This window comes from Cryobacterium sp. PH31-AA6 (assembly GCF_030063195.1).
Taxonomy (GTDB): Bacteria; Actinomycetota; Actinomycetes; order Actinomycetales; family Microbacteriaceae; genus Cryobacterium.
In genome coordinates this window covers 1-20,356 of sequence record NZ_JASISS010000022.1, presented here as the reverse complement: position 1 = coordinate 20,356, position 20,356 = coordinate 1, and the positions used below count along the sequence as shown (strand labels likewise).

Sequence of the window (20,356 nt, the reverse complement as noted above, 5' to 3'; positions counted from 1 at the left end):
CCGACCCCGGCGGAAGCGGGTCCCGGTCCGGGGTGGCGGAGGCCGCCATCCCGGACCGGGACCGACCGGGCTACAGTGCCGGCTCGGTCACAGTGTTGCTCTGCAGGGTGACGGCGGTCTGGGAGAGCAGACGCCCGTTGATCGACGCACCGGTCTTCATCGCGATCAGCGTCTTGCTGAGGATGGTGCCCTCGAAGTGCGCCGTGGTGCCGATCGAGGTGGACCCGGCGGTCTGCCAGAAGACGTTCTTCGCCTGCACGCCGCCGGCCAGGGTGACGTTCTTCGCCGAGGCCTGGTCGAGGTTGCCGGAGATCTGGAAGATGAAGACGTCGTCCGGTCCTCCGGCGAGGGTGACATCGGTGGAGATGGTCACGTTGCTGTTCCAGGTGTACAGACCGGGCAGGAGGGTGAGCCCACCGATCTCGCCGGCGCCGAGGTCGATGAAGTCGGGGTTCGTGCGGCCGGCCGCGTCGGTGTACGCGATGCCCATGTCGCCGACGACCGTGGTCAGGAAGGAGGGCGCCGTGACCAGGCAGGCCGGTCCGGCGGCGTCGACCGAATAAATGGTGCCGGTCTGTACCTCCGGGCAGGTCAGGAGGATGGCCGCGCCGGTGATCGGGCTGGCACCGACATTGCCGTTGACGGCCGAGGCGTAGACATCCGTGACGCCCGTCTGCGAGAGGATCGCGAACGTGCCCGCGGTGCCGAGCTCGACGGGGGCCAGGGGCAGGCCGGTCGCCGAGGCCGACCCGGCGATCCCGGCGCTGCCGACTCCGGCGACGGCGACGGCCAGCAGCAGACCGAGCTGTGCCTTACGGCTGGTGGAGAGACTCTGGAACTTCTTCATAGCGGTTTCCCTTCGATGAACCCGCGATCTGCGGATCCGGGCAGGGCCACCGTGGTGCGGTCCCCGATGCTGCACACCGGGTTTCTGACGTCGGTATCGTCCCCAAGGGGCCCCAGGTCCCACGCACACAGGCGTCCACCACGTACGACTTCGTACGCCCCACGGGACCAGTTCCAACGAATCGAATCTGTCTAACCCCCAGACTAGGGGTGGTTTTTGGACCCATCGGGGATTCCCGGTATCAATCTGATGAATACTTCGTGGCAGACGACGTCCCGCCGCCCGGAGTCTCGCGGGCCACCGACGTCGGCGCCGTCACCGTTCGCCGGCGAACGATTCGCCGGGCCTCCCTGGTCTGGTCGGCCGACGGCATCGGGTGGATAATGTGCCACATGATCGTGCTGGTTCTATGCGGCATGCTGGCCCTGGCCGGGGTCGGCGCGGTGGCGGCCTGGGGCGGGATCGATCTGCGCACGCCGGGCGGCCGCGCATCCGACCCCACGGAACGGCGGGTTTCGGCATCGCCGACCGTGGCGCGCAGCGCACGAGTGCCGGCCGCGCTCCGACGCTACGCCTGGTGGGCGACGTTGGTCACGGTGACGGGCACGGTCTCCGGACTGCTGATGGCCGGAGCCGGAGGACGGCTCGTCATGCGGGTGCTCGCGCTGACCTCGCCCCTGGCCGAGGGCAGGATCACCGAGGCCCACGCCCGCGTGGGCGACATCACGGTCGACGGAACCCTCGCCTACCTCGTTTTCGGCGCCCTGCCGGGGGCATTCCTCTCCGCGATCCTCTACGTCGTGGTCCACCGCTGGCTTCCCCCCGGCCGGCTCGGGGGAGTGATCTTCGGTCTCGCCCTGCTTGCCCTGTTCGGGGCGACCCTCGACCCGCTCCGAGCCGGCAACAGTGACTTTGACATCGTCGGACCGGGCTGGTTGTCGGTCATGCTGTTCTCGGTCGTTGTGATTCTGAACGGGATGCTCGTGGCCGCCGTCGCCGGTTGGTACAGCGCACGGCTCCCCCTGCCAACGGGACGGTCCTGGCCTGCGTACACGCCGCTCCTGGCGGCCGTCGTCTACTTTCCTCTCGGGCTGCTGCTCCTCGCTGCGGCCGGACTGACCCTGATCGGCTCCGCGCTCGTGCCGGCCGCGCCCGATTGGTGGGCCTCCCGCGCACTGATCCGGACCGGACGGATTGTCCTGATCGTCCTCGTGGCCGTCTCGCTCCCGGGCATCATCGGTTCGGTAGCGTCGATCACGACCGGGTGATCGCCACGCGACCGTGACGGCGAGGGTTGCGCCCGGACCCGTCGGGACCTCCGGCCTAGCCGCGCACCGGTCCCCGCAGTACGGTGCCTTAACGAGGTCCTTCCGGCGCATCGGCGCCGACCCAGCGACCTCACGGCAGGGTTGGAGTCGGCATGGCCGAGCGCAGCGTGGTGTGGTTCAACGAGATCGGCCTGACCGACATCCCCCAGGTCGGAGGTAAGAATGCATCGCTCGGGGAGATGGTGCGATCGCTGGCAAGCCAGGGTGTGCGCGTGCCCGACGGGTTCGCGACGACCGCGGACGCCTACCGCGCCTTCGTCGCTGCGAACGGGATCGAGCCGGTCCTCCGGCACCAGCTCGAGTTGTTCCACTCCGGCGAGGCGTCGTTGCGCGTCACCGGTGAGGCCCTGCGCGAACTGTTCCTGGGCGGGGAGTTCCCCGATGACATCGCCGACGGCATCCGCTCGTCGTATCGGGAGCTGTCGGAGAAAAGCGGCCAGACCAACCTGGCCGTTGCCGTGCGCAGCAGCGCGACCGCGGAGGACCTCCCGGACGCCAGTTTCGCCGGCCAGCAGGAGACGTTTCTGAACGTGACCGGCGAGCGCGACCTGCTCGACGCCTGCCGCCGCTGCTACGCCTCGCTCTTCACCGACCGGGCGATCAGCTACCGGGAGGTCAAGAAATTCGACCACCTCGAGGTGGCGCTCTCGATCGGAGTCCAGCGGATGATCCGCTCCGATGTCGGCGGCTCAGGAGTGATGTTCTCCATCGACACGGACAGCGGTTTCCCCGGCGCGGCCGTGATCAGCGCGGCGTTCGGCCTCGGCGAGACCGTCGTGCAGGGCACCGTCGACCCCGACAAGTACCTGGTCTTCAAGGCGCTGCTCGAACGGCCGGGGTGCACCCCGATCATCGAGAAGACCCTGGGCGCGAAGGCACGCAAGATGGTCTACGCCAAGGGCGGCAGCGCCCGCACCCGGATGATCGACACCCCGGAGCGGGAACGCCAGTCCTTCGTGCTCGGCGACGCCGACATCGTCAAGCTGGCCCGCTGGGCCGTGATCGTGGAGAACCACTACGGCCGGCCGATGGACATGGAGTGGGCAAAGGACGGCGTCACCCGCGAGCTGTTCATGGTGCAGGCCCGCCCCGAGACCGTGCAGTCGCAGGCGAGCGGCACCGTGTTCACGGTCAGCCGGCTCACCGAGCAGGGTCCGCTCCTGATCAAGGGCGTGGCAATCGGTGCCAGCATCGCCAGCGGGGTGGCCTGCGTGATCAAGGACCCGGCCGACATCGAGAAATTCGTCGACGGCGCCATCCTGGTCACCGAGATGACCGACCCCGACTGGGTGCCGATCATGACCAGGGCAGCCGGCATCGTGACCGACCATGGCGGCCCGACCAGCCACGCCGCCATCGTCAGCCGGGAGCTGGGTGTCCCGGCCGTGGTCGGCACCGGCACGGCCACCGAGGTGCTCAAGGATGGCCAGGTGATCACCATCTCCTGCGCCGAGGGGGACGAGGGCTTTGTCTACGCCGGCGAGCTCGCCTTCGAGACCGAGGAGATCGACCTGGGCACCGTTCCGGAGACCCGCACCAAAGTGATGGTCAACATCGCCAGCCCGGCCGCGGCCTTCGAATGGTGGCGGCTTCCCGCCGACGGCGTTGGCCTGGCCCGGATGGAATTCATCATCAACAATCTGATCCAGGTGCACCCGATGGCGCTCGTGCATCCCGACCGGGTCACCGATCCCGTCGCACAGCGGAAGATCGCCGAACTCACCCGCGGCTACGGGGACCCTAAGGAGTACTTCGTGCAGGCCCTGTCCCTGGGCATCGCAAAACTGACCGCGCCGTACTACCCGAACCCGGTGATTGTGCGGATGAGCGACTTCAAGACCAACGAATACGCCCACCTGATCGGCGGTGCCGGCTTCGAACACTCGGAGGAGAACCCGATGCTCGGCTTCCGTGGCGCCTCTCGCTACTACGACGACCGCTACCGGGAGGGGTTCGCCCTCGAGTGCCGGGCGATCAAGCGGGTGCGCGAACAGATCGGGTTCGACAACGTGATCGTGATGGTGCCGTTCTGCCGCACCACGACCGAGGCGGACAAGGTGCTCGCCGTGATGGCCGAAAACGGTCTGTCGCGCGGTGACAAGGGGCTGCAGGTCTACATGATGTGCGAGATCCCCGCCAACGTCATTCTGGCCGAGCAATTCGCCACCCGGTTCGATGGCTTCTCAATCGGCTCGAACGACCTGACCCAGCTGGTGCTGGGCGTCGACCGTGACGCCGAGGATCTCGCGGCCCTCTTCGACGAGCGTGACGAGGCGGTCAAGAGCATGATCAGCCAGGCAATCGCCAAGGCACACGCGGCCGGGATCAAGATCGGCATCTGTGGCCAGGGGCCGAGCAACTACCCCGACTTCGCCGCTTTCCTGGTCGAACAGGGCATCGATTCCATCTCACTCAACCCCGACAGCTTCCTCAAGACGGTGTCCCACATCTCGGCCGCCGAGCACCACCAGGACCCCGCCTGACCCCCCGCCCCGCCAGGTCGCCGAACTGTGAGTTAAGCACCTCTTCGGGCGGCGAATCCGGTGCACAAGTCACAGTTCGGCGGGTCAGGACGGCGAGCAGGACGGGGCAGGTCAGGCGTCGTCGTTCTGATCGAGCACGGCCTGCTCGTAATCTGCCTCGGCAGCCTCTGCGGCGGTCCGGGCCTCGGCAACCCGGGCGCTGATCGCGTGCTCGGCCTTCTCGATGCGTAGAACCTCCTCCGGGCTCGCGTTCGAGAGCATCTCCTCCAGGGTGTCGGGGTCGACATGAGTGGCCGCGATGGCATCAACCTCGGAGCGCAGCACCGCGGCCTTACTGCGGAGCAAGCGCACCCGTGCGTCTCTGGCCAGCTGTTTCGGTGTGAGCCCGGTCGCCCTGTCCCTGGCCTCGATGGCCTTCTCGACGTGGTCTTTGTCGGTCCCGTTGGCGTGCCCTGCGTTGGTCATGATGCCTCCCCGTTCGGTGGCAGCCTAGCGCGTGGGCGGCCGGCCGGAATAGGCCAAAAGGCCCGGTTGATGCAGCCTCCGGGCCCGTCAGGCCGGCGAATCCGGAGCTTGACCGGCCCACGCGGCCCGCAGCAACGCCGTGAGGTCGCCTCGGGTGACGAGTCGCGGGTTCGACGCGGGAACCACGGCGAGGATCTGCTCCACCGCGGCCGGGATATCGCTTTCGCGAAGACCGAGCTCGCGCAGGGCCGTCGGGGCGTGGAGCCGGTCGCGCAGCGCGATCAGCCCGCCAACGGCAGTCGGGGCGCCGAGCGCCGCGGCGATCTGCACCTCGGCACCGGGAGCGGCCGGGGCATTGAACGCGACGACGTGCGCGAGTACCACGGCATGCGTTTCCGAGTGGGGCAGTCCGAACGTGCCGCCGAGCACATGGCTGATTCTGTGGTGCAGGCCGGAACCGGCCGCGGAGAATACGCTCGCTGCCAGATTGGCGCCCCTGAGCGCGTCCTCACGCCCAGTGAGTGAATCGGGGTCGCAGGCGACGAGCGGCAGCGCGGCAGCGAGCATCCGGATCGCCGCCACCGCGGCGAGGTCAGTGGACGGGCTCGCGTTGGGTGCCCAGAACGCATCGACCGCATGGGCAAGGGCATTCAGCCCGCTGCTGACGCTGAGGCCGCGGGGGAGTGACCGGGTCAGCTCGGCGTCGTAGACGATCACGGCGGGCAAAACCCGCGGATCGACCCCGGTGGTCTTCACTCCGCGCTCGACGAGGCCCCAGGTGGAGGTTGCCTCCGAGCCGGAGTAGGTCGTCGGCACGGCCACGATCGGCAGTGACCGAGGGCGCGGCCGGAGCGCGATCGCCTTCGCCAGGCCGATCGCCGAGCCGCCGCCGATCGCCACGAGCGCGTCGACGCCGGCGCCCTGCGCGGCCCGGGTGGCGCGCCCGGCCAGCTCGACCGGCACGTGCTGCTCGACCTCGTCCCAGACGAGGGCCGGGCGGATGCCGTCGAGCACGCTCGCGGACCGCTCCAGTTCGCGCCGGGTGCCGATCACCATCACCGCCCGGGCGCCCAACGTCGCGAGCACATCCGGGAGAAGCACTCCGGCCCGGCCGGTGCCGAAGATCACCCGCTGCCCGCGGGCGCGGTCTTCGAAGTCGAATGGCCGGTCGGGCGCGCCGGGCGAGGGCATCAGCCGGCGGTCCGCGCGTGGCGGTCCAGCCAGATCCGGGCGGCTGCGACGTCCGTCGCGGCGATGCCGTGCCCGCCGTCACGGAGTTCCAGCTCGACCCGCGCGCCGCGTGCGGTGAACGCAGCCTCGACCGTGCCCACACTATGCAGCGGGGCCATCGGGTCGCTGCGGCCGTTGAGCAGCAGCACCTCGATGTCGGTGAGGTCGGTCGTGAGGCCACGCCCGTCGAGCGGGAACATGCCAGAGAACGCGACCACGCGGCGCAGGGCGTCCGGGTGCAGCAGTGCGGTGGCGAGGGCGATATTGGCACCGTTGGAGAAACCGATCGCGACGATCGGGCGGTTGCCGAGCTCGTAGTGCGCCCGTGCCCAGGCCAGGAACCCGGCCAGCTCCCCGGCCCGCCTCACGACGTCGTCGACGTCGAAGACGCCCTCCGACAACCGGAGGAACCATCGGTTCATGCCGCCCTCGGTGGCCCGCCCGCGCGGGGAGAGCACGGTGGCGGCCGGGTCGAGGGCGTCGGCGAGGGTGAGGATCTCCTCCTCGTTGCCGCCGGTGCCGTGTAGAAGCAGCAGCACGGGGGCGTCGACCGAGACCGGGACGCCGGCGCGGTAGACGTGCGGCCAGTCGGGGCCGGGGCGGTCGGCGTGGACCGGTGGCCCGGAGTGGTCCGCCTGCTCGGCCGGAGCGTTCCGACCATGGGTGGTGTTGGTGTTCATCGTTTCTCCCTGCATGGTGCGCGTTCGTCGCATTGCTATGTCGTTGTCGTTGTCGGGGCCGCGGTCTGCTGCGGGGCCGCGGCATCCGGCGGTCTGCGTCGCCCTTACTCGGCCGGGCGGGTGCTCGTCACGAGTGCCGGGTTGTTCTCGGCGGGCAGGGTGATCGGCGCGACGGCGTGCTCGATCTGCTCACGGCTGGGCTCGAGCCACGGCGGGAGCTTCAGCGAGCGACCGAGTTCGAGCAGCGGCTCGTCGATGTCGAAACCGGGGGTGTCCGTGGCGATCTCGAAGAGCACCCCGCCCGGTTCGCGGAAGTAGATCGACGTGAAGTACTGCCGATCGAGGATGGCCGTGACGCCGTAGCCGCGATCGACGAGCTCCGCCCGCCACTTCTCCTGGGTGGTCTTGTCCGGCACCCGGAACGCGATGTGGTGCACGGATCCGCCGGCGGTCAGCCCCACCTGGCCCTTCGGGTCGGCGATGATGTCCACGATGTTTCCCGCGGCGCCGTCGCCGGCACCCACCCGGATGCGGTCCCCGGTTTCGGAGAGCACGCGCATCCCGAGGTCACGGGTGAGCACCTCGACCGTGCCGGTCGGGTCGGCCACGGTGAGCACGGAGGAGTGCTGGCCGCGCACCGCGTACTCGGCGGGCACGGATGCCGAATCCCACGGGTTGCGCGGATCCAACGTCGACGACGCCACGAGGTCGAGCTGCAGGCCGTCGGGGTCGCGCAGCGACAGACGCTCCTCGTCCGAGGATCTTGCGACCAGCGTCGAATCAACGCCGAGGGCCCGGAAGTGATCGGCCCACCAGCCGAGGCTGCCGGCCGGAACCGAGAATGCGGTCGAGGTGGACTGGCCAGAACCGGGTCGCCCGCTGGAGATTCCGGTCCACGGGAAGAAGGTGAGCAGTGAACCGGGCCGGCCGGCGTCGTCGCCGTAGTACAGGTGGTACGTGCCCGGGTCGTCGAAGTTGACGGTCTTCTTGACCAGGCGAAGGCCGAGACCCTGTACGTAGAAATCGATATTGCGCTGCGGCGCACCGGCGATGGCGGTGACGTGGTGCAGTCCTGAGGTGTGCATGGGTCCCTTTCTGGTGGTGACGTTGACTTCCATGCAAACGCATGAGTCTGCCAATTCATTCCCACGGATCTGCGGCCGGCCCCGGCCGGCTCTCACCCGAATTGGGCATTTCGCTCCCGACCGAATCGGAGCAGGATGGGAATCCGTCGCTGATCAGGCAGGAGGTTGGTGAGATGACTGATGCAGCGTCGAACGACTCCGGCGAGAGCTCCGGACAGCACGGCGACGCGGCTGCCGGGCGTGCCGAGGGCTACGAGGTCTACAATCCGCCGGCCGACCGTTTCCTGACCGCGCAGATGTGGTGGATCGCCAGCGAGCTGGTGCGCCGGCATCCGCACCTGCGCATCTCCGGGGTGGAGGTCGACGAGGGAACCCGCCTGCTGATCGTCCACGACGAACAGAACGCGATGAGCATCCAGTGGGATCTGGTGGACGGCTGCAAGTTCCTGGTCAACGGGATCGTGAACAAGATCAGTTGGATCGAGATGATGGCCGCCTTGAGCCCGCACGACAGCGTGCGGCGGATCGAGGTGGCGACCGGTCTCGGAATCCCCAGGACCATGCCGGTCACGACGAAGCGTGCCCTGACCTACCGTGTGATCGCCAGCGCGCTGGCAACGGCCACCAACGACCGGCAGGGCTGGTATGCCGTGCCGGCGCCGATGCTGCACCGGGAAGACCCGGCGCGACCGGGCTGTGACTACTTTCGCGGCTTCCCGTCGACCATCGACGCTCGCGCGCGCTACGTGGAGATGACCCTCGAGGAGTTCGACGCCGGCATTCGCAGCGTGTTCTTCTTCCAGCCGTTCTGGGTGCTGCTGCGCGACCTGGACCCGGTCGCGATCTTCGACGCGGCGGGCGTGATCCACACCGTTCGCGGGTCGACCGAGCTGATGCCGGTCTACGAGCGAACCCAGCGCACCCTGTCGATCACGACCGTGCAGGTGCTGGGAGCGTACCTGCCCTAGCCGATCCGGCCGAGCGCGGTGAGCTTCGCGTGCAGGGTCGAATCGCTGGGCTCGACGACGTGCGTGCCGTCGGGGAAGGCGATGACGGGGATCTGCGTGCGGCCGCTGATCGCGTGGGCGCGGTCGGCGCCATCGTCAACGCTCTCGAGGTCGACGTAGTCGTAGTCGATGTTCAGCACATCGAGCAGCTTCTTCGAGCGGCGGCAGTCGCCGCACCACTGCGCGCCGAACATCGTGATGCGTGATTCAGGGGCTGCGGGAGTGGCGACGTCGGTCATCCGGCCAGCCTAGGTGTGCCTGGCTGGCCGTTGTCTGGGTGCCGCGTGTTGTCGCCCGGGTGGGGCGCTCGCCTGGGTCGCGCGGCCTCCCGGCCCGCGCTAGGGAAGCGGGCCCGCGTTCTAGCGCGCGCCCGCTTCCGAAACGCGGGCCGCGACGGTGCGCCACCGAACCCGCCGCGCGACGGATGCCCGCGCTAGCCGATCAGGGTCAGCATGAGCCGGGACTCCTCGAGCGCCTCGACCTCGTGCACGAGTGAAACGTCGAGGCAGAGCAGCGCGCCGGGGACGAGTTCGGTGACCTGTCCGCCGGCGGTGACCCGCAGGCATCCGTCGAGGGCCTGCATGAGCAGGGTCTTCGGTGCGCGGTGTTCCTTGAGCACGTGTCCCGCGGCAAAGGTGAGCACGACCACCCGCGCCCCCGGGGAGTTGAACACGGTGGAATGACCGAGCCCGCCCGGGGCCACGACGGCGTCGGCGCGCACATCGGGAATGAACGTGATCGGGTTCGGAGAGTTATCCATGCCTTCACGTTAGCCCCGTGCCCCTGTCCGAGCCGCCGCCCCCGCTCGCGCCCCGGATGGGTGCCCGCGAAAACGCCGACTTGACTCCACAAATGGGGGAGTTTTCAGCCCTGAATTTGACCCCGGACCTGCGACAACGCTGGTAGGTTCAAAATGAGGCAAGAGCAGTCGGGGGGACTGAGCCATGAACTCGAATCACACGGTTTCCGAACGGCGAGGCCCGCCGCAGGATGCTCTCACCGCGTCCACGATCGAGGGCCTGCTCCAGGAGAGCGAACGATTCTCCGCGGCCGGGCGTCACCTCGAGGGTGCGGCCTCGGGCGAGCAAGTTCTGGCGACGCCCGGAGTCACTCCCTCCCAACAGGCACGCGCCCGTGAGATGCTCGCGCTGCACCGTCTCCGACTCGGTGATTACCAGGCCGCCGTGCGGAATGGCCTGCAGGCCTTGGAATTTCACACGGCCACCGGTGACCTCCTGCGGCAGTCGAGGGTGCATTGCACCCTGGCCCTGGCCTACACCGACACGTCCCTGACCGAGCAGGCGCTCAGTCACGCGGTTCCCGCACTCGAGACGGCGCGGGCGTGCGGCAGCCGGCTGGCCGAGTTCTGGGCCCTCACCCGGGCGTCGACCGTTCACGGCGCAATGGGCGACACCGAGCGGGGGGTCGACCTCGGACGACAGGCGCTCGCCCTGTCCGAGACGCTGGACGACACTGACTCCCGGCTCGTCGCCGTCAACAACCTGGGCGACAGCTGCCTCGAGACCGCGCTCGCCCAGCGAGCGGCGGAACTCGACGCGTCGCTGGCGCTGCAGGAGGGCCTGGTGCTGTTCCGTGAGGCCGTCGCATTGGCCAACGCCCAGGGCAACAACTTCATCGAGACGATCGCGCTGACCAACCTGGTCAGCATTCTGATCGAGCTGAACGAGCACGATGAGGCCAGGGAGAAAGCCCACCGTTGCAAGGACCTCGCGCACGCGAACGGTTTTCGTAATCTCGAGGTGAACGTCGACGCTCAACTGGCCGAGGTGGTGCGCGCAGAAGGCAACCTGGAGGAGGCCACCGCGATGATGGATGCCCAGCTCGCCTGCCCGTCCATCGACGAGGACCTGGCCCTGCAGATCAGGCTGCACCAGGCTCTGTACGAGATGCACAAGCAGCGGCGTCGGTTCGAGCAGGCCCTCGGCCATTGCGAAAAACTGAACAAGCTGACCTTGCAGCGAACGGTACAGACGGCAGGACTCCAGTCCCAGCTGCTGATCAATACCCTCGAGGTCGAGCAGGCCCGCCACGAGATCGAACGCTCCCAGCTTGAGGCCGAGGTTCAGCGGATTCGGGCGGAGGAACTGGACGATCAGGCACACACCGACCCGCTCACTCTCCTGCCGAACCGGCGAGCGCTCGACCGGGAGCTGCCCCGGCTGATGGACCGTGCCCGCGACCTGTCCCAGCCGCTGTGCGCCGCCATGATCGACTTCGACAATTTCAAGCTCGTCAACGACGAGTATGGGCACGCCACCGGCGACCTGGTTCTCACCACGATGGCCCAGATGCTCCGTGCCGTCACGCGGGAGACCGACCTCGCCGTGCGGGTCGGCGGGGAAGAGTTCCTCCTCGTCTTCGGGAATACCGAACTCGATCAGGCCACGCTGGCCTGCGAGCGGTTGCTGACCTCGGTGCGCGACTACGCCTGGGGCGACGTGGCCGCCGGTCTGACCTGCACGGTGAGTGCCGGCCTGGCCGCCCTCGAACCCGCTGAGCGGGTGGCTCACTGGCTGGAACGCGCCGACACCGCCCTCTACGACGCGAAGAGCCGCGGCCGCGACCAGGTGGTGACCGTCGACGTCGGGTGAGTCGCGGCATCCGCACCGGATGCCGCGCGCCGCATCCGCAGATTTCGACTGGGGACAGGAGTCAATGATGATTCAGCAAGAAGCAGGTCAGCAGGCAGCGGCCCAGCAGGAACCAGCCCCGCAGACACCGATGAGCGCGCGGCCCGCCGGCCAGGCCGTGATCGAGGTGCTGCTGCGGCACCAGGACGAAACCCCGGCAAGGACCCGGTTCGGCCGGGTCTTCGGCTATTCCCCGCTCGGCGCCGAGAGCGTGAGCTGGTACCTCGGGGCTAAGGGCGAGATCGCCGTCGCGCGCGTCCTCGCCACGCTGCCCGCCGGCTGGACGGTCTTCCACGCGCTGCCGATCGGCAAGAAGGGCGCCGACATCGACCACCTCCTCATCGGCCCCGGCGGCGTGTTCACGATCAATACGAAGAACCACGCCGGGAAGGGTGTCTGGGTTGCCGGGCAGACCGTGATGGTCTCCGGGCACAGGGTGTCGCATATCCGCAGCGCCGAGTACGAGGCCGACCGGGTGACCAAACTGCTCAGGCAACGGATGCCGCACCTCGCGGCCGCACACCCCGTGGTCGCGGTGGTCAACCCGAAGTCGCTCACGATCAAGAAGAAGCCGGATCTCGTGGCGGTCCTGGCCGCGACCGGCCTGCGACGCTGGATCCTGACCCGGCCGGTCCGGCTCGGTCCGGCCGAGCTCGCCCGGCTGCAACAGATCATCGACGACCCGGCGACCTGGCCGGCGCCGCTCTTCCCACCGACCGAGAACGCGCCACGGCTCTTCGCTGCCCTGGACGCGGAGGTGCGGGCAGCGCTGGTGCGGCGCACCGCCTGGAAACTGGCGGGCATCGCGGTCCTGGCCGGAGGCCTGCTCCTGGCCGCACCATCGCTCACGGACGTCTTGATCGGGCTGACGACCGGCGGCTGACGCGGCCCCGAGAGCCCGGGGGTAGCTGGCTACTCGGCGTCGTGGTCCGTCTCGAGGATCACGACGAGGGATTCGAGGGCCTCCTCGGCCCCTTCTCCCTCGGCGCGGAGAACGACGACGTCGCCATTCGCGGCACCCAGACTCATCAGGCTCAGGATGCTCGAGGCATCCATCGCGTCCTCGACCGGGTCGCTCTCGAGGCCGATCGTGACCTCGACCGACAGCGCGCCGACGGCCGCCGCAAAGATCGAGGCGGGGCGGGCATGCAGGCCGACTCGGCTCGCGATGGTGGCAGTGCGTTCGGACATGGTTCCTCCTGGTTCGTGCTCGGCGAGAGTCATTCCCGTCGATGGGTGCGATGGAATAGTTTCGAGTGGTTCGATCATCGTCGGGTGGCGGTGAAGCGGCCGGTAGGTCAACGATGGCGGCTGGCGGGCCACAGTGCAAGCGGACCTGTTCCGCGGGCGGGTCAGGCGTTGACGGTGAGGAAGTCGTCGCCGGCCGCGAGCTGCGCCCCGGCGACGACGGCGTCCGCCAGCGTGATGTTTTCGGCCGTCTTCTCCAGGATGATCACCGGCACGATCGGGTTGCGCCCGGTCGCCTCGACCGCGACCACGTCGTAGCTGACGATCACGTCGCCCGCCGAGACGGTGTCTCCCTGGGTGGCGCGGAGCGTGAACCCTTCGCCCTTGAGCTGCACGGTATCGATGCCGAGATGCACCAGCACGCCGAGCCCGTCGGGGGAGAGAATTACATACGCGTGCGGGAATACTTTGAGTAGCTTGCCGCCGATCGGCGCGATTGCGTCGACGACGCCGCGCGGCGGGTCAATCGCCGCGCCCGGCCCGACGATCGACTGGGCGAAGGTCGGGTCCGGCACCTGCTCGATGGCGACGGCCCGACCGGGAACGGGGGCGAGGACGACCACGGGCGAGGGCGAGCTCACAGAATGTCCTCGATGTCTTCAGCGAGGTTGTCCGCCTCGGGGCCGACGATGACCTGGATGATCGTGCCCGAACGGAACACCCCATGTGCGCCCGCCGCCTTGAGCGCCGCTTCGTTCACGAGCTCCGGGTCGGTGACCTCGGTGCGCAGCCGGGTGATGCAGGCCTCGATCTCGACAATGTTGCCTGATCCGCCGAGGCCGGCCAGGATCTGTTCCGCTTTGTTGCTCATCTTCTTTTCCTCCTGTGGTGGGTGCTGCTGGTCCGGATTCTAGTGTCCAACGAGAACCCGGGCGGCTGGGGGTCTTGACAAGCAGGGTGCCGCGGCTTCATCATCGAACTATTGGATCGTACCAGTACGGACCACAAACCGAAAGTGGTCCTATGCTGGAGAACGACCGACGAGCGAAGGCGACGAGATGACGAAATTTCTAGACGAGGGCCCGGCCCTCGAAGCTGGCCCGGTGTCCAAGCATGCGCAGCTGCGGGCGATCCTGTTGGAGCGCATCGAGAACACCCTGGCTCCGCACGCGGCGATCCCCGCCGAGCGGAAGCTGATGACCCAGTACGGCGTCAGCCGGTCCACCGTGCGCGAGGCCATCCGCCAGCTGGTCGAAGAGGGACGCCTCTACGGCGTGCAGGGCAAGGGCACTTTCGTGGCCGGCGAGCGCGTGCAGAGCGACCTGCACCTGGCCTCCTTCACCGAGGACATGCGTCGGCGCGGACTCATCCCGGCGACGATCGTGAGCTCCTTCACCCTGGTCGATGCCCTGCTCGAGGTGCGGGCCGCACTCGGCCTGGGTGCGAATGCCCAGGTCTACGAGGTCGACCGCCTCCGGCTCGCCGGCGGCATCCCGATGGCGTTCGAGCGCGGCTACTACAAGGCCGAGCTGCTTCCCGACCTCGAGAGCAAGGACCTGACCCGTTCGCTCTACGCGACCTTCGCCACCGAATACGGGCTGCGGATCGACAATGCGGAACAGACCGTCTGGGCCGAGACCGCGGATGCCGGCGCCGCCGAGGTCCTGGGCATCGCCGAGGGCGCGCCCTTGATGGTGTTCCGCCGCACCTCGTCGGCGGGTTCGGCATCCGTCGAGTACGTCACCTCGTGGTACCGCGGCGACCGCTACCAGGTGCACATGACCCTCAATCTGCAACACCAGCCCTAACCGGCCCCCACAAACCCCAACCCATCACCAGGAGGAAATCAATGTCCAGCATCACCGCAGACGCGGGCACGAAACGAAAGTTTCCCGGCCTCGGCCAGGCTCAACGAGTCGGCCGCAGCCTTATGCTCCCGATCGCCGCACTCCCCGCCGCAGGCCTGCTCCTGCGCCTCGGCCAGCCCGACCTGCTCGGCGGGATCCCCGGCTTCGAGACCGGCGGCGCCGTCATCGCATCGGCCGGCGGCGCGCTCTTCGGGGCGCTCCCGTTGCTCTTCGCGGTCGGCGTCGCGATCGGCTTCGCCAAGAAGGCCGACGGTTCGACGGCCCTGGCCGCAGTGGTCGGCTACCTCGTCTTCTCCAAGGTCGGCGAGGCAATGTCGCCGCTGGTCCTGGGGCTACCGGCCAAGGGCGGAACGCAGGATCTCGTCAATTACAGCGTGCTCGGCGGCATCCTGATGGGTATCGTCTCCGCGCTGCTCTGGCAGAAGTACCACCGCATCTCGTTGCCCAGCTATCTCGCCTTCTTCGGTGGGCGACGGTTCGTTCCCATCGTCACCGCCATCGTGGCGCTGGTTCTGGGCGTTCTGCTCAGCTTCGTTTATCCCGCATTCGCGAACGGGCTGACCGGTTTCGGTGAGGTGGTCACCTCCAACAACATCTGGGGTGGCTTCCTCTACGGCACGACCAACCGACTGCTCATCCCCGTCGGCCTGCACCACATCCTCAACTCCATGGTCTGGTTCGTCATCGGCGACTATAACGGGGCGACCGGTGACATCGGCCGCTTCTTCGCCGGCGACCCCACCGCGGGCTCCTTCATGACCGGGTTCTTCCCGATCATGATGTTCGCTCTCCCGGCCGGCGCGCTGGCCATCTGGCACGAGGCCAAGCCGTCGCAGAAGAAGATCGTCGGTGGCATCATGCTCTCCGGCGCCCTCACCGCCATGCTCACCGGCGTCACCGAGCCGCTCGAATTCTCCTTCATGTTCGTCGCGTTCCCGCTGTTCATCATCCACGCACTGCTCACCGGATCCTCGCTCGCCCTGGTCAACGCCCTCGGTATCCGAGACGGCTTCAGCTTCAGCGCCGGAGCCTTCGACTACGTGCTGAACTTCGGCCTCGCCGAGAAACCGCTCCTGCTGATCCCGATCGGGCTGGCCTACGGGGCGATCTACTACTTCCTCTTCCGCTTCGTCATCCGCAAGTGGAACCTGAAGACGCCCGGCCGCGGCGACGACGAGATCGAGGACCCCGCGCGCGCGGATTCCACGGGAACGACCGTCTAGCGCACCGGGCCGGACCGGCACCGGTCCGGCTCGGCACCACCAGGTACCGGGTGCCGGGGTCGCGGGCAACCACTCGCGACCCCCGGCACCACCGGTACTACCCGCACCGCCCGGCACCACCCGCACCGCCCGCACCGCCCGAAACACCCGAAATTCGAATCTGGAGTACACGATGGCCGAAGTAGTTTTTGTCGACAGTGAGGCCGCAGCGGGAACGCTCGCGGCGGCATCCATTCGTGCACTGATCCTGCGCAAGCCGGATGCCGTGCTCGGCCTCGCGACCGGATCCACGCCGCTCTCGGTCTACGCGGCCCTGGCCGCGTCGCTGAAAGCCGACCCGATCGACGTCTCCCGGGTGCGCGGTTTCGCCCTCGACGAGTACGTGGGCCTGCCGGCCGACCATCCCGAGAGCTACCGCTCGGTGATCACCCGCGACGCCGTCGTGCCGCTCGGGCTCAACCCCGCAAACATCCGGGTGCCGGGCGGCGACCCGGCCACCGTTCGCACCGCCGGGCTCGACTACGAGGCCGCCATCCTCGCCGCGGGCGGTGTCGACGTGCAGATCCTCGGCATCGGCCGCACCGGGCACGTCGGGTTCAACGAACCCGGCTCATCCTTCGCCTCCGTCACGCGCATCAAGACCCTCACCGAGAAGACCCGCATCGACAACGCCCGTTTCTTCCCCTCGATCGACGACGTGCCCATCCACTGCATGACCCAGGGGCTCGGCACCATCCTCCGGGCGCGGCACCTCATCCTGCTGGCCTTCGGGGCCGAGAAGGCGGATGCCATCGCCGCCGCCGTCGAGGGACCGGTCACCTCGAGCAAGCCGGGTTCGGTCATCCAGCTGCACCCGCACGTGACCGTGATCGTCGACGAGGCCGCCGCCTCGAAGCTCGAGAACCTCGACTACTACCGGTACGCCTGGGCGAACAAGCCCTGGCCGGGAATCTAGGCCGCACCGGAGTTCCGCTCGCCCCAGCCCCGTGTCTGGAACCCGTGATCGGGATCCGCGTCCGGGTCGAGGGCCTCACCCTATCTGTCTGAATTCCGCACCTGAATCCTTGGAGCAACCGTCATGACCCCGCTCACCTCCCCTCCGGCCGATCTGGTCCCGGCCGAGCATGCCACCGCGCCGATCGCGCTCGGCGAGGACTCGGCCGCGCCGAGGCCGGGCGCTCCGGCGCTGAACCTGCCGATGCTGATCTCCGGCGGCACCGTGATCGCGCCCGACGCCGTGTATTCGCCGGGTTGGGTGGACATCCGTGACGGACGGATCGTCGGCTGCGGTGCGGGGGAGCCGCCCCGAAAAGCGGACTACAGCTTTCCGCAGAGCACCCTGGCCGCGGGCTACGTCGACATTCACACCCATGGCGGGGGCGGCAGCAGCTTCAACGACGCCGACACCGACGCGGCCGTGGCGCGGATCACCGCGACCCACCTGGCGCACGGCACGACCACGATGATGGCCAGCCTGGTCACGGTTCCGCTCGACGAGTTCGAGCGCACGGTGTCGGCCCTGGCCGGGCTGGTCGAGCAGGGAGCGCTGGCCGGCATCCACCTCGAGGGGCCCTGGCTGAGCCCGGCGCACCGCGGCGCGCACGACGTGACACTCCTGCGCGACCCGGACACCGAGACCGTCGACCGGCTCATGCGCGCCGGCCGCGGCGCCGTGCGAATGGTCACCATCGCGCCCGAGCTGGAGGGCGGCCTCGCCGCCGTGCGGCAGATCGTGGGCTACCGGGCCGTGGCCGCGGTCGGGCATTCCGACGCGGACTACGAGACCACCCGGCAGGCGATCGCGGCGGGGGCGACGGCCGGAACGCACGTGTTCAACGCGATGCGGCAGATCCACCACCGCGAGCCGGGCCCCGCGCTCGCCCTGCTCGAGGACCCCTCGATCTTCGCCGAGCTGATCGCCGACGGGGTGCACCTGCACCCGGCCATGGTGCGCCTCATCATCGGCAGCCCCTCCAGGCCCGTCTTCGTGACGGATGCCATGGCCGCCGCCGGCGCGGACGAGGGCGAGTACAAGCTCGGCGCCCTCGATGTGAGCGTCTCCGACGGGCAGGCGCGCCTGGCCGACGGCACCATCGCCGGCAGCGTGCTCACCCTGAGCCAGGCCGTGCGCTACGCCGTGCACACGGCGGGCATCCCGGTCGAGGTCGCGGTGCGTGCCGCCACCCAGAATCCCGCCGACATGATCGGCCTCGCCGACCGCGGCCGTCTCGCGCGTGGCCACCGCGCCGACCTGATCGTGCTCGACGCCGGGCTCCAGGTGACCGCGACCCTTCAGGCCGGCGTCTGGTGCGAGGCATGACGGGTCGCCCGCTCGTCCGCCTCAGTCCCGCGGTCTAGTGCTTCTCTGTCCTGCTGCTTTGCTGATCTATGGTCTTCCCCACCGCATCCGGTCTCGGCCAGCGGCCAGTTTCCGCACTCGCCCCGTGGCTAACTCCTGCAATTTCTCGCAGAATGCCCGTTTTCGGCCTGTTTTGGCCCGATTCCGGGCAAATTGCAGGAGTTAGCCACCACACTGAGCCGTTCCGCCCCGGTGACGACGGATGCCGTGCGCCGGCTCGGTGACGCCCCCGAGCCGGGCATCCGCGCTGCCGCTAGGCCCGAATGCAGGATGAGCGGCAGGTAGGGGCGCTCCGGCGCCTCGCGCCCCCGCGGCATCCTGCATATATGCGGGTGCGGGTGCGGGTGCGGGTGCGGGTGAGGTGCGGGTGCGGGTGCGGGTGCGGGTGAGGTGCGGGTGCGGGGGCGGTGGTCTACGAACGCAGTTTGAGCAGAATGGGGTCGGCGCCCGTTCGCTCCTGGATCTCGACCGTCTGGTGTCGGGACTTGAGAAATTCGCCGAACTGGCTGAATCCGAGCGAGTTTTCCTGGAAGGTCGGGTCCAGCTGCCGCATGGTGCTCTTCAGAGTGGATGCGTGCTGCCATTCCAGGTTGTTCGGTGCGAGGTGCTCCATCGCGCGGAGGAGGAGCGCGGTCGCGGCCTTCCGCGCCTTCGGGCTCGCAGCGGGTTTCTCGGTCGTGACCGGACCGGAACCTTTCATGGTCGGCTGGACCAGCGCGGTCGCGGCCGTTTTTGCCTTGGTCGTGCCCGCAGGCTTGGCCGCCGGGGGCGCGGCCGTGGGCGCGATCGTGCCCGCAGCCTTGACCGCCGCAGCCTTGACCCCCGCGGGCACGGGCGTGGCCGCGGGCTTCGTGGAGGTGGTCTTCGCAGCTGGCGCCTTCGTCCCTGCTTTCGTCACGGCCTTCGCAGCTGGCGCCTTCGTCCCTGCTTTCGTCACGGCCCTCGCAGGGGGAGCTTTCATCACCGTCTTCGCCACGGCGCCCGTCTTGACGGCAGCCGCCTTCGGAACGGTCTTCGTGGCCGTCTTCGCAGCGACCTTAGTGGCCCCCGCAACGGCGGAGATCGACCCCGCCGCCGTGGGAGCGATCGGCGTGCCCCGCACTGTCCCGGGAATCGAGTCGTAGTCGGCGAACACGTCGCAGGCCGAGGCGAGCGCACTGCTGGTCGATCCCGATACGCCGATCCCGACCACGAGTCGGCCGAGCCGCCGGCAGCGTTGCGCCAGCGGAATGTAGTCGGAGTCGCCGGCCACAATGACGATGTGGGTGAGATCGTCGAGTCTGAAGAGGTCCTCCATCACGTCGATCGCGAGCCGGATGTCCGCACCGTTCTTCAGCGCCGCCACCACCGGGAAGAGCTGAACGAGGTCGACGGCGCGATCCACGAGCTGCCGCTGGTGGCGCGCGTTGACCGCCGTCGACCAATCGGCGTAGGCGCGACTGACCACGATCGGCCCGAGCGTCGCCGCGTAGTCGAGAATGGCGTCCACGTCGACCATGGCGTGATGGATGCGCGCAGTCAGTTCGGCCGTGGGGTTGTAGGTCACCCAATTGCGAACCTTGTCCCTGGCGAACGCGCCCTCGCCATGCAGCTGGTTGTACCGTGAGATCACGATGTTGTCGAAGTCGAAGTAGACGCCCACCCGCTCCCGAGTCTGCCCGCTCTGTTCGAACTCCTGCGACATGCGGATGCTCCTCCTCGGTTCACAAAGAAGCGCGCCGTGCACATCCCCCGGGCCCAGCATCCCGGATCGAGTGCGGGCAGGCAAGCCCCAGTACGGGAACGCACGTCCCCTGGGGGATGCCCGCGGCTACATGTGTGTGATCAACTCTTTGTAGGCCGTTTCAGCGTTGGAATCCTGCCAAGTTAGCGGCCGGTTTCCTGCCAAAAGAGCGCTAAGAATCAGGCCAGTCGATTCCCCTCCAAGACCTTGGATTTGGGG

19 protein-coding genes and 1 pseudogene are annotated in these 20,356 nt (G+C 68.5%); 9 read left to right on the top strand and 11 right to left on the bottom strand.

Annotation, left to right across the window (positions count from 1 at the left end):
* Positions 1-70: 70 nt before the first annotated feature.
* Positions 71-847: an ice-binding family protein gene (locus QMG61_RS13580; protein WP_283494862.1), complete on the bottom strand. Its 777-nt coding sequence runs from the start codon at positions 845-847 to the stop codon at positions 71-73.
* 260 nt (positions 848-1,107) lie between these two features.
* On the opposite strand from QMG61_RS13580, the gene QMG61_RS13575 reads away from it, so the two are divergent.
* Positions 1,108-2,115 carry a hypothetical protein gene (locus QMG61_RS13575; protein ID WP_283494861.1) on the top strand — a complete coding sequence of 336 codons (1,008 nt, stop codon included), beginning with the start codon at positions 1,108-1,110 and terminating at the stop codon, positions 2,113-2,115.
* A gap of 152 nt (positions 2,116-2,267) precedes the next feature.
* Entirely contained in the window at positions 2,268-4,658 is a 2,391-nt protein-coding gene (gene ppsA, locus QMG61_RS13570) for a phosphoenolpyruvate synthase (protein WP_283494860.1), read from the top strand.
* A 111-nt stretch (positions 4,659-4,769) separates the two neighbouring features.
* Here the strand turns inward: ppsA and QMG61_RS13565 are convergent, their stop codons facing one another.
* The 4 genes from QMG61_RS13565 to QMG61_RS13550 form a co-directional block, all read right to left on the bottom strand.
* A complete protein-coding gene (locus tag QMG61_RS13565) occupies positions 4,770-5,123 on the bottom strand; it encodes a hypothetical protein (RefSeq protein WP_283494859.1) in 354 nt (117 codons plus the stop codon).
* 87 nt (positions 5,124-5,210) lie between these two features.
* Positions 5,211-6,314, bottom strand: coding sequence for a maleylacetate reductase (locus QMG61_RS13560; protein WP_283494858.1), 1,104 nt, complete (start codon positions 6,312-6,314; stop codon positions 5,211-5,213).
* Complete coding sequence (locus tag QMG61_RS13555) at positions 6,314-7,033, bottom strand: alpha/beta hydrolase (protein WP_283494857.1); 720 nt, start codon at positions 7,031-7,033, stop codon at positions 6,314-6,316. Before QMG61_RS13555 ends, QMG61_RS13560 begins: the two co-directional genes overlap by 1 nt.
* Positions 7,034-7,137: 104 nt before the next feature.
* Complete coding sequence (locus QMG61_RS13550) at positions 7,138-8,118, bottom strand: ring-cleaving dioxygenase (protein ID WP_283494856.1); 981 nt, start codon at positions 8,116-8,118, stop codon at positions 7,138-7,140.
* Between the two features lie 173 nt (positions 8,119-8,291).
* Here QMG61_RS13550 and QMG61_RS13545 point away from each other — a divergent pair, with 173 nt between their 5' ends.
* A complete protein-coding gene (locus QMG61_RS13545; RefSeq protein WP_283494855.1) occupies positions 8,292-9,086 on the top strand; it encodes a TY-Chap2 family putative peptide chaperone in 795 nt (264 codons plus the stop codon).
* Here the strand turns inward: QMG61_RS13545 and QMG61_RS13540 are convergent.
* On the bottom strand, positions 9,083-9,364 hold the full coding sequence (locus tag QMG61_RS13540) for a glutaredoxin family protein (RefSeq protein WP_283494854.1): 282 nt from the start codon (positions 9,362-9,364) through the stop codon (positions 9,083-9,085). The genes QMG61_RS13545 and QMG61_RS13540 overlap by 4 nt on opposite strands.
* A gap of 194 nt (positions 9,365-9,558) precedes the next feature.
* Entirely contained in the window at positions 9,559-9,885 is a 327-nt protein-coding gene (locus QMG61_RS13535; protein ID WP_283494853.1) for a cupin domain-containing protein, read from the bottom strand.
* Between the two features lie 184 nt (positions 9,886-10,069).
* Between QMG61_RS13535 and QMG61_RS13530 the strand changes: the two genes are divergently transcribed.
* Together QMG61_RS13530 and QMG61_RS13525 are read left to right on the top strand one after the other, a co-directional pair.
* Positions 10,070-11,737 carry a tetratricopeptide repeat-containing diguanylate cyclase gene (locus tag QMG61_RS13530; RefSeq protein ID WP_283494852.1) on the top strand — a complete coding sequence of 556 codons (1,668 nt, stop codon included), beginning with the start codon at positions 10,070-10,072 and terminating at the stop codon, positions 11,735-11,737.
* Positions 11,738-11,804: 67 nt separating this feature from the next.
* Positions 11,805-12,659, top strand: coding sequence for a nuclease-related domain-containing protein (locus QMG61_RS13525; protein ID WP_283494851.1), 855 nt, complete (start codon positions 11,805-11,807; stop codon positions 12,657-12,659).
* 29 nt (positions 12,660-12,688) lie between these two features.
* On the opposite strand, the gene QMG61_RS13520 is transcribed toward QMG61_RS13525, so the two are convergent.
* From QMG61_RS13520 to QMG61_RS13510, 3 genes and pseudogenes are all read right to left on the bottom strand, one after another.
* The gene (locus QMG61_RS13520) at positions 12,689-12,967 is read right to left on the bottom strand and encodes an HPr family phosphocarrier protein (protein WP_283494850.1); all 279 of its coding nucleotides are present in this window, start codon (positions 12,965-12,967) and stop codon (positions 12,689-12,691) included.
* A gap of 161 nt (positions 12,968-13,128) precedes the next feature.
* Positions 13,129-13,605 (bottom strand): PTS sugar transporter subunit IIA, encoded by a 477-nt coding sequence (locus QMG61_RS13515; RefSeq protein ID WP_283494849.1) that lies wholly within the window; start codon positions 13,603-13,605, stop codon positions 13,129-13,131.
* Positions 13,602-13,844: pseudogene (locus QMG61_RS13510) on the bottom strand (PTS sugar transporter subunit IIB); the annotation flags it as partial. The gene QMG61_RS13515 and the pseudogene QMG61_RS13510, both read right to left, overlap by 4 nt.
* Positions 13,845-14,022: 178 nt before the next feature.
* Here QMG61_RS13510 and QMG61_RS13505 point away from each other — a divergent pair.
* The 4 genes from QMG61_RS13505 (at position 14,023) to nagA (ending at position 18,375) form a co-directional block, all read left to right on the top strand.
* Positions 14,023-14,772: a GntR family transcriptional regulator gene (locus tag QMG61_RS13505; RefSeq protein ID WP_283494848.1), complete on the top strand. Its 750-nt coding sequence runs from the start codon at positions 14,023-14,025 to the stop codon at positions 14,770-14,772.
* A gap of 41 nt (positions 14,773-14,813) precedes the next feature.
* The gene (locus tag QMG61_RS13500; RefSeq protein WP_283494847.1) at positions 14,814-16,055 is read left to right on the top strand and encodes a PTS transporter subunit EIIC; all 1,242 of its coding nucleotides are present in this window, start codon (positions 14,814-14,816) and stop codon (positions 16,053-16,055) included.
* Positions 16,056-16,227: 172 nt separating this feature from the next.
* The gene (locus tag QMG61_RS13495) at positions 16,228-17,010 is read left to right on the top strand and encodes a glucosamine-6-phosphate deaminase (RefSeq protein WP_283494846.1); all 783 of its coding nucleotides are present in this window, start codon (positions 16,228-16,230) and stop codon (positions 17,008-17,010) included.
* Positions 17,011-17,133: 123 nt separating this feature from the next.
* A complete protein-coding gene (gene nagA / locus QMG61_RS13490; protein WP_283494845.1) occupies positions 17,134-18,375 on the top strand; it encodes an N-acetylglucosamine-6-phosphate deacetylase in 1,242 nt (413 codons plus the stop codon).
* Positions 18,376-18,826: 451 nt separating this feature from the next.
* Here the strand turns inward: nagA and QMG61_RS17450 are convergent, their stop codons facing one another.
* The gene (locus QMG61_RS17450; protein WP_349358492.1) at positions 18,827-20,098 is read right to left on the bottom strand and encodes an NYN domain-containing protein; all 1,272 of its coding nucleotides are present in this window, start codon (positions 20,096-20,098) and stop codon (positions 18,827-18,829) included.
* Positions 20,099-20,356 lie beyond the last annotated feature (258 nt).

Excerpts from the sequence above, each read along its gene's own strand:
- QMG61_RS13580 (WP_283494862.1), bottom strand. The coding sequence starts at position 847 with ATGAAGAAGTTCCAGAGTCTCTCCACCAGCCGTAAGGCACAGCTCGGT.
- ppsA (WP_283494860.1), top strand. The coding sequence starts at position 2,268 with ATGGCCGAGCGCAGCGTGGTGTGGTTCAACGAGATCGGCCTGACCGAC.
- QMG61_RS13565 (WP_283494859.1), bottom strand. The coding sequence starts at position 5,123 with ATGACCAACGCAGGGCACGCCAACGGGACCGACAAAGACCACGTCGAG.
- QMG61_RS13560 (WP_283494858.1), bottom strand. The coding sequence starts at position 6,314 with ATGCCCTCGCCCGGCGCGCCCGACCGGCCATTCGACTTCGAAGACCGC.
- QMG61_RS13555 (WP_283494857.1), bottom strand. The coding sequence starts at position 7,033 with ATGAACACCAACACCACCCATGGTCGGAACGCTCCGGCCGAGCAGGCG.
- QMG61_RS13550 (WP_283494856.1), bottom strand. The coding sequence starts at position 8,118 with ATGCACACCTCAGGACTGCACCACGTCACCGCCATCGCCGGTGCGCCG.
- QMG61_RS13545 (WP_283494855.1), top strand. The coding sequence starts at position 8,292 with ATGACTGATGCAGCGTCGAACGACTCCGGCGAGAGCTCCGGACAGCAC.
- QMG61_RS13540 (WP_283494854.1), bottom strand. The coding sequence starts at position 9,364 with ATGACCGACGTCGCCACTCCCGCAGCCCCTGAATCACGCATCACGATG.
- QMG61_RS13535 (WP_283494853.1), bottom strand. The coding sequence starts at position 9,885 with ATGGATAACTCTCCGAACCCGATCACGTTCATTCCCGATGTGCGCGCC.
- QMG61_RS13530 (WP_283494852.1), top strand. The coding sequence starts at position 10,070 with ATGAACTCGAATCACACGGTTTCCGAACGGCGAGGCCCGCCGCAGGAT.
- QMG61_RS13525 (WP_283494851.1), top strand. The coding sequence starts at position 11,805 with ATGATTCAGCAAGAAGCAGGTCAGCAGGCAGCGGCCCAGCAGGAACCA.
- QMG61_RS13520 (WP_283494850.1), bottom strand. The coding sequence starts at position 12,967 with ATGTCCGAACGCACTGCCACCATCGCGAGCCGAGTCGGCCTGCATGCC.
- QMG61_RS13505 (WP_283494848.1), top strand. The coding sequence starts at position 14,023 with ATGACGAAATTTCTAGACGAGGGCCCGGCCCTCGAAGCTGGCCCGGTG.
- QMG61_RS13500 (WP_283494847.1), top strand. The coding sequence starts at position 14,814 with ATGTCCAGCATCACCGCAGACGCGGGCACGAAACGAAAGTTTCCCGGC.
- QMG61_RS13495 (WP_283494846.1), top strand. The coding sequence starts at position 16,228 with ATGGCCGAAGTAGTTTTTGTCGACAGTGAGGCCGCAGCGGGAACGCTC.
- nagA (WP_283494845.1), top strand. The coding sequence starts at position 17,134 with ATGACCCCGCTCACCTCCCCTCCGGCCGATCTGGTCCCGGCCGAGCAT.
- QMG61_RS17450 (WP_349358492.1), bottom strand. The coding sequence starts at position 20,098 with ATGTCGCAGGAGTTCGAACAGAGCGGGCAGACTCGGGAGCGGGTGGGC.